A 12,583-nucleotide genomic window follows, 5' to 3' on the forward strand; every position below is an offset into this window, starting at 1 on the left:
TTTTATGAATAGTCCATATTGGATTTACTAAATCACATTTTAAATAGTACTGCCAATGCCATCCAAAAACCCTTCCAGCTTTCTGCTTCTGATCGGATGCTGTAATTTCCTCACCGCTTTTGCCTCTATTTGCCGCACTCTTTCTCTTGTTACCTTAAAAATCTTTCCAACTTCTTCCAGTGTATATGTATAACCATCCCCTATGCCATAACGAAGTTTTATAATCTCCCTCTCACGGTATGTCAGCGTTTCCAGCACCGATTCAATCTTGTCTTTTAGCATTTCCTGTGTTGCCGCGGCAACCGGCGATTCTGCCTTTTCATCTTCAATAAAATCTCCGAAAGAACTGTCTTCGCTCTCGCCAACGGGACGGTCCAGCGAAATCTGATGCCGGGATATTTTCAGTACCCTTCTCGCCTCTGGCACGGAAATCTTTACCTCTCGTGCAATCTCTTCTATTGTAGGTTCCCGTCCTTTATCCTGTAACAGTTTTTTTGAAATATTACGTATCTTGCTCATGGTCTCGATCATATGTACAGGAATGCGGATAGTTCTCGCCTGATCCGCAATGGAGCGGGTAATGGCCTGCCGTATCCACCACGTTGCATAGGTGCTGAATTTATATCCGCGCCGGTATTCATACTTGTCCACTGCACGCATAAGCCCTGTGTTTCCCTCCTGAATAAGATCGAGAAAACTCAGGCCGCGATTCCTGTATTTTTTCGCAATGCTCACCACCAATCTAAGATTTGCCCCTGAAAGCTTTCTTTTTGCTGACTCATGTTCCTTGTAAATACTTTCGATAGAAAGCAGGCGCCGTTTCAAACGTTCGCCCGTCTCTAAAACGGTATTCTCCAGAGCCAGATATTGTTCCTCTAATTCCTTATAATGATTATTAGCTTTTGAGCGGCCATTTTTCTCTCCAATCTGTTGTTCAAGCTGCTCCATTTCGAGCGCGATCTCCTGGAGTCGCTTCATCATCGGTTGTATTCTTTTTGTTCGAATATTAATTTCTTCGAGACGGCGGATGCCCTTCCGTCTTCTATTCCGGATCGTTCTTAACAGCTTTATTTTTTCTTTCTCCGGTGTTTGTTTTCGTTTCAGCCGTTGATAATCTTCCTTATTTTTTTGAATAATTGACCGTAAATATTTTGCGCTTCTGGGAAACTCCTCCAGAATGTCATCTTTGTAATTTTCCACCATTGCGTCAACTTTTAGCGTACGGTCAAAGGAAAGCTCCCCATTGTTTACATCCTCAACTATCTTCAAACAGGTCTGCAAAGAAAGGTCAGAATGCAAAACCTTTTTCAAAAACCCACGACGTGTAATCTCTATTTTTTTTGCAAGCATGATTTCCTCATCCCGCGTAAGAAGTGGAATCTCTCCCATCTGGGTTAAATACATCCGAACGGGATCATCTATCTTCTCCGTAACAGTGGAAACCTCGCCAAATCCGAATTCGCTTTCCGAATAATGTTCTGCTTCTTCAGAATCAACAACTTCACGACCTTCAATATCCGCCTCGTCAATCAGATCGATTCCCAGTTCGTCCAGCATCATCAATATATCGTCTATTTTTCCTGGTGGAATCTCTGCATCATCAGGCAACATATCGTTGAGTTCTTCGTAGGTTAAATACCCTTTTTCTTTACCCTTTTGCGTAAGTAGTTTGATTTTTTGATTCAAGTTTTCCATTCAGAGATTAGACCTCCCTATACTATTCATCTCATCCTATAAAATAAAGCGGGGAAATATTCATTTAGCCTGCCCACTTAAACTTTATTTCATAATTTTAATGCAATTAAAAATGACGCTCGTATATCGCTTCGGCAAAATGTTTACCCATACCCTCATTGCAAGCGCCATGAAAGCACTCTTAAGTCTTTTGAGAAACAAGAGATTGCTTCGCCGTACCACTCTTTGCAATGACATTGTTTGGTGTATGCATTTTACAGAAACGAGATACTAGGGTTTATTTTTTAACGCGTGAATATTTCTGCTCTTTTTATGATATTCTTCCAGCAGCATAACAATATCTTCTTCTTTATGAGAAGACCGTGCAGTTTCCAGCATCTTTTTCTTTGTAATATGAATATCCTTTCTTCTGTTTCGTCTTTTGAAGAAAAGAATACATGCCTCCAATCTATCTCTGTAATCGGTCATGTCTTGAAATTCCCGGGTGGTAACAATGTCAACCAGCAACTTATTCAGCCGCGCTTCGCCAATTGAATGCAGTACATCTTCTTCTTTGACGGCCTTGTTTTTCTGATATATTTCTACTATTCTTCCCGCTATCTCAAGGAAATCTTTGTTATCAAACTCTTCCGGAATCTTTTCGTTTATTATCCGTGGTATAAGGCTGTTGCAAGATAACATCAAATATAAAATTTCCCGTTCAGCCATAGAAGAAGCATCCAGCCTCTGCTTTGTTTTCTGGTTATTGTTGTTGGCAGGAACAGAAAGAGGCCTTTTAACATTTTTTATATGTGACCACAAGGCTGCTTCATCGATAGACATTTCTTCTGAAATTAATTTGATAAGCAGGTTGCGTTTTATAGCATCAGGCGTCTTCATGGCTGTAGCAAGCACATTGTTAAGAGCATTTGCCTTGCCATGTACGGTGGACATGTCCCATTTAGTTGCGGCAAATTCTATTTTAAAGTGAAAAAAGTCCTTTGCACTATCAATATATGATAAGAACTTTTCGGGACCTTCCGCCAGCAAAAAATCACATGGGTCATATCCCTTCGGCAATTGGGCAATTTTTACATCAAATTCTTCTTCGATAAAGATATCCAGGTTTCTGTCCGAAGATTTTTGGCCGGCACTGTCTGCGTCTAAAAGGAGTATTACCCGACTGCAATATTGTCTCAAACTCCTGAGATGTTGTTTTGAGATAGCAGTCCCAAGAACCGCCACAGCCCATTCTATCCCATGCTGATGCGCCATTATTACATCGGTGTACCCTTCCATGAGAATTACTTTTTGTTTTTTTAAGATGGCACTTTTCGCAATATCAATGCCGTACAATATATTACTCTTGTTAAAAAGAACCGTCTCCGGGGAGTTTAAATATTTTGGGAGGGAATCATCCAGCGCCCGCCCTCCAAAACCCACCACCTGCTTTCTTATATCCAGTATTGGAAATATCAGTCTGTCCCGAAAACGGTCATAGTAAGAATCGCGCTCCTTTTTTTGTATAATTAATCCTGCCTGTTGCAACTGGTACATCGAAACATTGCCCCCTTTGCACATTTTTACTAACGAATCCCATTCTGCCGGAGCATAACCAATGCAAAAGTTTTTGATGGAGTGGTCATTTATCTTCCGTTTCAACAAATAGTCTCTGGCCTTTTTCCCCTTCATTGCATCAAGCAACATCTTCTGATAGAAGGTTGCGGCAAACCTGGTTGTTTCGTACAGATGCGTCTTTTTTGAAGATGAAAGGGACGTTTCTTTCGCATATATTTGGGTAAGGTCGACACGTGATTTTGAGGCTACCAGTTTCACGGCCTCCACAAAATCCATCCCTTCCTGTTTCATGACAAATTGAAAAACGGTACCACCTTCCCCACACCCAAAACACTTGAAAAGTTTCTTATCCGGGTTAACAAAAAAAGAAGGTGTTTTTTCTGAATGGAAAGGACACAAGCCAATAAACGCCTTTCCGCTTTGCTTTAACTGAATGTATTCTGAAATGATCTGAACTATGTCTGCGGCAAACTGAATTTCCGCAATCTTTTCTTGTGGAATAAAATGTACCATTGAATTGGAGATAGGTAAGATGAATTATTTTGTTTGCGCTATCCTAAAACTTTTTAATTATATCAAGATAACAATTAATGTCAATACATTGGGACATAATTGTCAAGACAATTTAAAACACTTGTAATTCTATAATTTTGTGATTTAATAATAGAGTTTATCGATCAAAACCAAACTTCCCTGTCATCCTGTAAAGGCATAATGGTGCAAAAATGTCCCAATCCAATGTTAAAAAATATTTAGAAATCTGCGGCAATACAAAAGAAGCTTCTATTCCCATTTTACAGTCGATTCAGGAAGAGTATGGATACCTTCCTCTTGATGTTTTAGATCAGGTTTGTGAGGAGTCGGAGATAACAAAATCCCATCTCTATGGCGTAGCCACGTTTTATGCACAGTTTAAATTAACCCCCAAAGGGAGAAATGCCATTAAAGTGTGCAAAGGCACCGCCTGCCATGTGAAAGGCGCTGATATTACCATTGTAGCGATGAAAGACCAACTGGGCATTGATATTGACCAAACAACGGAAGATGGAGCGTTTTCCATGGAAACGGTGGCTTGTCTAGGGTGTTGCTCTCTTGCCCCTGTAATTATGATTAATGAAGATGTATTTGGTGGATTTTCATCAGCAAAAGTGCGGGGGACGCTAAAGAAATATGGAAAAGAATAATCAGCACATAAGATTTGTAATTGGTTTAGGAAGTTGTGGCATAGCAGCAGGGGCTAAGGATCTCTATGGAGAATTAGCCTCAAAAATTGAAAACAATCCCGATGTTTCTTTAAGCCACACATCATGCAATGGAATGTGTTTTAAAGAACCAATCCTGGAAGTTTTTTATCCCGATGGCAACCATCTGATGATGGGAAACGTTCATAAAAAAGATTTAGACAAGATATTGGATCCCCTCCTTAATCAGGGCGCAATTGATGAAAAATTCATCATCGAAGATTCAAGTAAGCCAGACAGAAGAGAAGATTTTCGGCAGAAACAGCATAAGATTGTTTTAGAAAACTGCGGTATTATCGATCCTGACGATATTGCGCCCTATATTAAAAAAGGCGGCTATGAGGCAGTTAAAAAAGTTTTGGGAACTATGTCTCCGCAACAGGTTATCGAGGAGATAAAGACTTCCGGATTAAGGGGCAGGGGCGGTGCTGGATTTCCAACAGGTCTTAAATGGCAATTTGCCAGAAATAGCACCGGAGAAAAAAAATACATGATCTGCAATGCAGACGAGGGTGATCCCGGCGCATTTATGGACAGGGCAGTTTTGGAAGGCGACCCACACAAGGTAATTGAGGGATTGATAATTGGTGGATATGCAATTGGTGCAGAACATGGTTATGTGTATGTTCGCGCCGAGTATCCTCTGGCGATAAAGCGGTTAAAATTAGCCATTAGTCAGGCAACAGAAAAAAACCTTTTAGGTCACAATATATTAAATAGTGAATTTTCTTTTCACTTAAAGATTAAAGAAGGTGCAGGCGCCTTTGTTTGTGGAGAAGAAACAGCGCTGATTGCCTCTATAGAGGGCGAACGCGGACATCCAAGATTAAAACCACCTTTTCCTGCAGGATCAGGATTGTGGGGGTATCCTACGAATATAAATAATGTTGAAACACTGGCTTCAGTACCATGGATTATCAATAATGGCGCGAAAATATATGCCTCATACGGAACGGAAAAAAGCAAGGGAACGAAGGTTTTTTCACTGGCGGGAAAAATTGCCAGAGGTGGACTTATTGAGGTTGATATGGGAACTCCTTTACGAGATATCATATACACCATTGGTGGGGGGACATCTTCAGGTAAACCTTTTAAAGCAGTTCAATTAGGCGGGCCTTCAGGTGGTTGTGTTCCGGAAAGGTTGCTTGATACGCCGGTAGATTATGAAAGTATCTCTGTAACAGGTGCAATTATGGGATCCGGCGGTATGGTAGTTATGGATGATGATACCTGTATTGTGGATGTCGCTAAATTTTTCCTTACTTTTACGCAAAACGAGTCATGCGGTAAATGTACCTTCTGCCGTATTGGAACTAAAAGGTTGCTTGAGATACTGGAAAAGATAACAGAAGGCAGAGGGGGTATGGCTGATTTGGATGAACTAGAGAGCCTTTCAGAAAAAGTCAAAGATCTTTCACTGTGCGGATTGGGAAAAACAGCCCCTAATCCTATTATGACCACACTCAAATATTTTAAAGATGAATATGTAGAACATATTAAAGAAAATAAATGCAGGGCTGGCGTATGTAAAGAACTCATCAAATTTTCGGTTATTGAGGAGGCATGTACTGGTTGCCACTTATGCTATAAAAACTGTCCGGTAGACGCTATAACCGGAGAGACGAAAAAGGTTCACCATATTGATCAGAAAATCTGTATTAAGTGTGGGATGTGTTATGAAGTCTGCAAATTTGACGCTATTTTAAAAGGATAATTATGTCAAACAAAGTCAACGTTACTATCGATGGAAAGGATTACCAGTTTGATACTGGTATGACCATATATGATGCGGCGAAATCGCTGGGGGTGGAAATCCCGACTCTTTGCCATAATGATAAAATATCGCATTACGGAAGTTGTTGGGTTTGTACGGTAGAGCAGAAAAGCGGTCGTGGGGGTATGGTGCCATCTTGTTCCACTAAATTGGAAAATGGCATGGTGGTGGAACTGGAAAACGAAAAGGTCCGGGCATCACGGAAGGCTGCGCTGGATTTACTCCTTTCAGATCATTTTGGCGATTGTTATGCGCCATGCAACCAAAAAGGCTGTCCTGCTAATATCAATATACAAGGTTTCCTTTTTTTAGAAGCAAGGGGGCTGTATAAAGAAGCGGCGAATCTTATTCGGGAAAAGGCACCTTTCCCAAATGTTTTGGGACGTGTTTGTCCAAGGCCATGCGAGGAAGTTTGCCGCCGTCAAAAAGTGGATAAACCGATATTAATTGGCATTCAAAAGCGCTATATTTCTGAAATGGAAGAAAAAGAAGGCGGCCCCTTTTTGCCGAAAACACCTCAAAAATCTTCAGGCAAAAAGGTAACGATTATAGGGGCGGGACCTGCCGGTCTTTCCGCAGCATACTATCTCAGATTACAAGGGCATGAAGTAACTATCTACGAACGCCATCCGAAACATGGAGGAATGTTACGTTACGGAATCCCATACTACAGGCTTCCAGAAAAAGTTATGGATTTGGAAGGAGACGCCATAATAAACCAGCTAGACGTCACTATTCATTATAATACGGAGGTAGGGAAGGATATTGATTTTGAAAAAATCATGCAGGATTCTGACGCAATCCTCCTGGCTGTGGGGGCTTCCAGGGCATCGTATATGAATATAGAAGGAGAGGATTTGCCAGGAGTTTTTTCTGGCATAGATTTGCTGGAAAAACTTGCTAAATATGAACCTGTAAATATTGGAAGGCGTGTGGTTGTTGCTGGGGGAGGAAGCACAGCAATGGACGCCGCAAGGGCTTCTGTGAGGTTGGGAGCAAAAGCAACTATTGTGTATCGGCGTACAGAAAAAGAAATGCCCGCCCATCATGCCGAAGTCCGGGATGCCTATGACGAGGGGGTGGATATTCAGGTATTAACCAATCCCATAAAAATAGAAAAATCCGGCAAAGGCCTTAAAATAATCTGCGTAAAGATGGAACTGAGTGAACCCGATGAGAGCGGAAGAAGGCGCCCCGTCACCTTAGAAGGCAGTGAATTTGCAATTGAGGCAGATTCGATTATTATGGCCATTGGCCAGAAAACGGACTTTTCTTTTGTTAAAAACAAGGCGGTGAATAAATGGGGCATGTTCGATACAAAAGGAAACAGCTACCAAACAGTTGCAGACCCAAGAATTTTTGTTGCCGGAGATTGTTACAAAGGGCCTGATCTTGCCGTTCGTGCAGTTGCAGATGCAAGAAAGGCCGCACAGTCAATAAATCAATTTCTTAACGGGGAAGAGGTGGTGGGAGAAAAAATCCGCTTCAGTTCCTATCCGGGCGACCTGGATACTTTGCCCGCTGAAATGTTTGAATCTTTTAAACCTGTTACAAGAAAAGAAATCGATTTGCTGCCGGTTGAAAAACGCCTTGGCAATTTTGAAGAAGTCGAATGTAGTTTTACCAGAGATGAGATGACAAATGAGGCGAATAGATGCCTGGAATGTGGATGTAATGTAGTGGACATTTGTTCGTTAAAGAAGCATTCTCAGAAATACCAGGCTGATCAGAACTTATATGTAGGTGAGAGAAGAACTTACAAAACCGATTATTCCCATGAAAAAATAAAGATGGAAATACATAAGTGTATAAATTGCAATGCTTGTGTGAGGGCCTGCGATGAAGTTAAAAAATGCTATATATTGGGCGATGCGGGAAGGGGATTTTCAACACGCATTACTCCCATGATAAATATTCCTTTAGGCGAGACTCACTGCGATGGTTGCGAGGAGTGTGTTAATGTTTGTCCGACTGCCGGAGTACGGATCGATAGGGATATTTATTTGACGAACACCTGCGAATGAGTAGGCGCAGTAGGTCTGTATCACCTCTTGGTTCGTGATTTCAGCATATCAAAAGTCATTTTAAGCCTTAGATTCTTTTCCATACCCGCTCGCATGCTATTTATCCTGCGGCTTACGCTTATTCCAGCATACATCCAATACCCATACCGGCACGACTATAGATCACCGCACGTTCACTTTTGTTTCTTTGCCCCCGAAAGCCTTCTGCCGTTTTTTTTCTCTAACTGTCTGCTTTGGATTGCTTTGTGAATCGTACTTGAATTGATATTTAATTTCTTGCCTGTTTCAGAAACACCCTGCCCTCTGTCCAGTCGCTTTTATACCTTTTCTCTTACCTCAGGTGTAAGCAGGTGGGCGGACATTGTTCGCACTGCCTGACGAAAAAATCCCTTCGGACCATGTTCTCTTAGCCGCTTTACACTCAGCTTCACACTTATTGCTAAAACACCAAAGGCCTTTACTATTTGTTGTTGACACTCCTACAGTCGGCGGTCGGCCGATTGCCTATTGAGGACCGAGGACTGTTTTCGTGCTTGTTTGGTTCTGTTTGTCCCGGTTTAGGTATTTAGGAATTTCTCAAACCTATCCATCCCTTTTTCAATATTCTCCATTGACGTTGCATATGAAATCCTTATGTGTGCGTCAGCACCGAAAGGAGCACCGGGAACAAATGCAATGTGTGCCTTTTCTAGCAGGAGAGAGACGAGATCAAAAGAACCTTTTAAGGAGAGGTTTTCACAAAGACGGGATACATTGGGGAAGGCATAAAAAGCCCCTTGCGGCAATAAGCAGGAAATGCCTTTTATGGTATTAAGTCTTTCTACGATATATTTCCTGCGCCGGTCAAATTCTTTCACCATGACGGTTACCGACTCCTGACTGCCACGAAGGGCTTCAAGTCCTGCAAGCTGGGTAATAGAATTTGCACCGGAAGTGGTATGATCCTGAATATTGGTTGCCGCTTTAATTATTTTTTCAGGTCCCGCGGCATAGCCCAGACGCCAGCCGGTCATTGAATAGACTTTTGAAAACCCATTTACCGTTACAACTTTATTATAGCAGTCGTCATTAATCGCCGCCGGGCTGAAATGCGCAGCACCATCATAAAGAATTTTTTCATAGATTTCATCGGAAATTACATATAGTCCCTTTTCAACGGCAAACATAACTATTTCCCGCAATTCCTCTTCTGTATAAACCATGCCGGTAGGGTTGGAAGGGCTGTTCAAAAAAAGTAGTTTCGATTTGGGCGTAATAACCTTCGCCAGGGATTCCTTCGTAATCTTAAAACTATCTTTGTCAGTCGTTTCCAGGAAAACGGGCTTTGCCCCTGCCAATGTCACCATTTCCGGATAACTAACCCAATAAGGGGAGGGTATGATTGCTTCGTCTCCGGTATCGCATAGAACGAGTGCTATATTGCAAATAGATTGTTTTGCCCCTGCGGAAACAAGAATTTGTGATGAGGCGTATTTCAGGTGGTTGTCGTTAAAAAGTTTTTCACAGATCGCCTCTTTTAATTTTGGCACACCGGAAGTGGGGGTATATTTGGTAAAGCCGTTTTTAATAGCTTTTATGGCAGCGTTTTTAATATTTTCCGGCGTGTCAAAATCCGGTTCTCCGGCGCCAAAACCAATTACATCTTTGCCTTCAGCGGCCAATTGTTTTGCCTTGGCGGTAATGGCAAGGGTGGCTGATGCTTGTATCTCTCGCGCAACTCTTGATAATACCATAAAAAAAAAGACTCCTTCTCTAAACAAAAAATGAAAACATATATAAAATGGAAGACACTGCTCAACCCGAAGTGTTTATAAGTAGTGAATCAGTTTAGTATAGCAGGTAGCTTCGCCCCATAAGCGCTAACGTAAAACGCCAAATTAATCTAAATATGTACAGAAATCAGAGGTCCTAAACCGGAGACCGGGAATGGGCAGTGTAATTATTAAAAAAATTTGCCCGGATTTAATATTCCTTTTGGGTCAAACAAGCGTTTGATATCTTTCATAATCTGCAATTCCTGCGGCGCTATTTCAAGCGGCAGGAATTTTGATTTTACATTTCCAATGCCGTGTTCTCCGGAAATGGTTCCACCTAACCTGATAGTGCTGCGGATAATTTCATCAATCATTTTTTCCGCAAACGGACGGTCCCCTTCTTCCTCATACATAACATTTACATGGATATTGCCATCCCCGATATGTCCGAAATTTGCAGCCTTCAGGCGAGGGTAACGGGAGTTCGTGTCGTTAATAGCGTGAAGTATTTCTAATATCCGGCTTCGGGGAACACAAATGTCCTCATTGATTTTATACGGTGCGATTTTATAAAGAGCGGGCGAAAGAATGCGCCGAACCTCCCAGAGGTCATTGCGCTCTTTCGCATCACTTGCGGCGATAATCTTAATTGCGCGGTGTTCTGAAACAAACGTTTTTACCCGTGCAATTCCTTTTTGAACGCTTTTTTCTTCCCCGTCAATATCTATGATAAGGATTGCGTTTGCATCTTCCGGCAATTCGATTTCCTGCCGGTATCCTTTGATGCAATCGATGCTTGATTTGTCAATAAATTCAAGTGCACGGGGCAGAATATTGTGAGAGATGATGGTACTTGCTGATTCCACGGCGTCTTTTGGCGTAGGGAAAAAAACGAGAAGCGTTTCAATTTTTTCCGGCAATGGAATCAGTTTTACTGTGATTCTTGTAAAAATACCAAGCGTACCCTCAGAACCAACAAGGAGCCGGGTGATATCATATCCGGTAACGCTCTTAAGCGTTTTGCGTCCGGTATTAATAACACTTCCGTCGGCAAGAACCACTTCCAGTGCAAGGATGTAATCCCTTGTTACGCCGTATTTTAAACCGGTGATCCCACCAGCGCATTCCGCCACATTACCCCCGATAGTAGAGAATGCTGCACTTGCAGGGTCAGGGGGATAAAAAAGATTATATTTGGCAGCTTCTGTTTGTAATGTTTGTGTAACAACGCCGGGTTCTACGGTGGCAACAAGGTCTTCCGGAACGATTTCCAGGATACGGTTCATTTGGGCAAAGTCTAATACCATGCCGCCAAAGACAGGAACCGCGCCGCCGGTAAGTCCTGAGCCGGCTCCACGCGGATAAACCGGAATTTCATGTTCATTTGCGAGCCGCACCGCTTCCACAACGTGTTGCGTCGTCTGCGGCCGCACAACAATATCGGGAAGGTATTTTTGTTTTGAGCCGTCGTATGCATAGCATATCCGGTCTTCAAGGGCAATAAGGACGTTTTTTTCCCCTAAACATTTTCTTAATGGGGCAAGCAGGTTCGTTATTTCGGATTTACTGGCAGTACAGGATTTCATAGACAATGCCGGCAAAATGCTATTCGATATTAACGGTAAAGGAAGTAAATAAGTATTTATTTGACAGGAAATTAGGGGATTAATCTAGTATATTTGAAGAAATAAGTCAAATTATTTTCTCTTTGTGTGCATTAAGCCTATACATTATAAACTCCGGTATGGTCAGATGTTTTGCCAGACCGAGGAAAACAGGGGTTTTAGAAAAAGCATAGAAATGTCAGAAGAAGCCCAAAAAAAGACATGCATGGTTTGAGTATTACGAAAAATGCGGGACAAATGCGAGAAAAACGTGCAGGCATTTTGGTATTTCTCCCGATACGTTTTACCGGAGGAAGAAGCGTTATCGTCCGGGCGACCCCTCTTCCCTTGAGGATGAAAAAATCCCGCAGGCCAAAGCAGAAAAGGTGCTTATAGATACCCAGAGAAACAACTGACAGGATAAAAGTATTACTCGAAATATATTTTGTAAACAGTCATCATGTTGCATTTGCAACACCCAGAAACGATGAAAATGATTTTATAACCATATCATGTTGTAATATATGTACTTAAACTATTTTTTCTAGTCTTACTTTCGAGTTGGAAACATCTGGCATTTCTGTTTCTGTACCGGTTCAAATATATATGGCCATCCAAAAGGTCTCAGCTTGTCATTGCGAGGGCTTTTTCCGAAGCAATCTCATAAACCGTCATAGAGACCCTTCCATCCTGTATTCATTAATTAATTCTATTTTTTTAGCCCTTGAGCCACCCTTAATTTGCTTCTCCCGCGATATGGCGTTTCTTACGTTACGAAATATCTCGTAGTATACTGATTGCTTCGGAAAAAGCCCTCGCAATGACAAGCTGAGACCCCTTGCAATGACAAGCTGATGCAATTGTAATGACAAAATAAGTCTTCCTTCATCATTTTGCATTTGCAACACCCAGAAACTATGAAAATGGTTTTATA

General features: G+C 41.8%; 8 protein-coding genes. 3 read left to right on the forward strand and 5 right to left on the reverse strand.

Annotated features, from left to right (window positions below):
• Nucleotides 1-39: 39 nt before the first annotated feature.
• Complete coding sequence (gene rpoD / locus M5U24_RS11030) at nt 40-1,695, reverse strand: RNA polymerase sigma factor RpoD (protein ID WP_099325537.1); 1,656 nt, start codon at nt 1,693-1,695, stop codon at nt 40-42.
• A 270-nt stretch (nt 1,696-1,965) separates the two neighbouring features.
• Nucleotides 1,966-3,765: a DNA primase gene (dnaG, locus tag M5U24_RS11035; protein ID WP_099325536.1), complete on the reverse strand. Its 1,800-nt coding sequence runs from the start codon at nt 3,763-3,765 to the stop codon at nt 1,966-1,968.
• Nucleotides 3,766-3,977: 212 nt separating this feature from the next.
• Here dnaG and nuoE point away from each other — a divergent pair, with 212 nt between their 5' ends.
• The 3 genes from nuoE to M5U24_RS11050 are packed head-to-tail and all read left to right on the forward strand — an operon-like array spanning nt 3,978 to nt 8,291.
• A complete protein-coding gene (gene nuoE, locus M5U24_RS11040; protein WP_099325535.1) occupies nt 3,978-4,436 on the forward strand; it encodes an NADH-quinone oxidoreductase subunit NuoE in 459 nt (152 codons plus the stop codon).
• Nucleotides 4,423-6,207: an NADH-quinone oxidoreductase subunit NuoF gene (gene nuoF, locus M5U24_RS11045; protein ID WP_099325534.1), complete on the forward strand. Its 1,785-nt coding sequence runs from the start codon at nt 4,423-4,425 to the stop codon at nt 6,205-6,207. The genes nuoE and nuoF overlap by 14 nt, the downstream gene beginning before the upstream one ends.
• Before the next feature lie 2 nt (nt 6,208-6,209).
• Nucleotides 6,210-8,291 carry an FAD-dependent oxidoreductase gene (locus M5U24_RS11050; protein WP_099325533.1) on the forward strand — a complete coding sequence of 694 codons (2,082 nt, stop codon included), beginning with the start codon at nt 6,210-6,212 and terminating at the stop codon, nt 8,289-8,291.
• A 557-nt stretch (nt 8,292-8,848) separates the two neighbouring features.
• On the opposite strand, the gene M5U24_RS11055 is transcribed toward M5U24_RS11050, so the two are convergent.
• The 3 genes from M5U24_RS11055 to M5U24_RS11065 all read right to left on the reverse strand — a co-directional run bounded on the left by M5U24_RS11055 (nt 8,849) and on the right by M5U24_RS11065 (nt 12,548).
• The gene (locus M5U24_RS11055; RefSeq protein WP_099325532.1) at nt 8,849-10,024 is read right to left on the reverse strand and encodes a pyridoxal phosphate-dependent aminotransferase; all 1,176 of its coding nucleotides are present in this window, start codon (nt 10,022-10,024) and stop codon (nt 8,849-8,851) included.
• A gap of 209 nt (nt 10,025-10,233) precedes the next feature.
• On the reverse strand, nt 10,234-11,631 hold the full coding sequence (locus M5U24_RS11060) for an FAD-linked oxidase C-terminal domain-containing protein (RefSeq protein ID WP_099325531.1): 1,398 nt from the start codon (nt 11,629-11,631) through the stop codon (nt 10,234-10,236).
• Between the two features lie 689 nt (nt 11,632-12,320).
• Nucleotides 12,321-12,548 carry a hypothetical protein gene (locus M5U24_RS11065; protein ID WP_157820559.1) on the reverse strand — a complete coding sequence of 76 codons (228 nt, stop codon included), beginning with the start codon at nt 12,546-12,548 and terminating at the stop codon, nt 12,321-12,323.
• Nucleotides 12,549-12,583 lie beyond the last annotated feature (35 nt).

This window comes from Candidatus Kuenenia sp. (assembly GCF_027493735.1).
Lineage (GTDB): Bacteria > Planctomycetota > Brocadiia > Brocadiales > Brocadiaceae > Kuenenia > Kuenenia stuttgartiensis_A.

Excerpts from the sequence above, each read along its gene's own strand:
- rpoD (WP_099325537.1), bottom strand. The coding sequence starts at position 1,695 with ATGGAAAACTTGAATCAAAAAATCAAACTACTTACGCAAAAGGGTAAA.
- dnaG (WP_099325536.1), bottom strand. The coding sequence starts at position 3,765 with ATGGTACATTTTATTCCACAAGAAAAGATTGCGGAAATTCAGTTTGCC.
- nuoE (WP_099325535.1), top strand. The coding sequence starts at position 3,978 with ATGTCCCAATCCAATGTTAAAAAATATTTAGAAATCTGCGGCAATACA.
- nuoF (WP_099325534.1), top strand. The coding sequence starts at position 4,423 with ATGGAAAAGAATAATCAGCACATAAGATTTGTAATTGGTTTAGGAAGT.
- M5U24_RS11050 (WP_099325533.1), top strand. The coding sequence starts at position 6,210 with ATGTCAAACAAAGTCAACGTTACTATCGATGGAAAGGATTACCAGTTT.
- M5U24_RS11055 (WP_099325532.1), bottom strand. The coding sequence starts at position 10,024 with ATGGTATTATCAAGAGTTGCGCGAGAGATACAAGCATCAGCCACCCTT.
- M5U24_RS11060 (WP_099325531.1), bottom strand. The coding sequence starts at position 11,631 with ATGAAATCCTGTACTGCCAGTAAATCCGAAATAACGAACCTGCTTGCC.
- M5U24_RS11065 (WP_157820559.1), bottom strand. The coding sequence starts at position 12,548 with ATGCAAAATGATGAAGGAAGACTTATTTTGTCATTACAATTGCATCAG.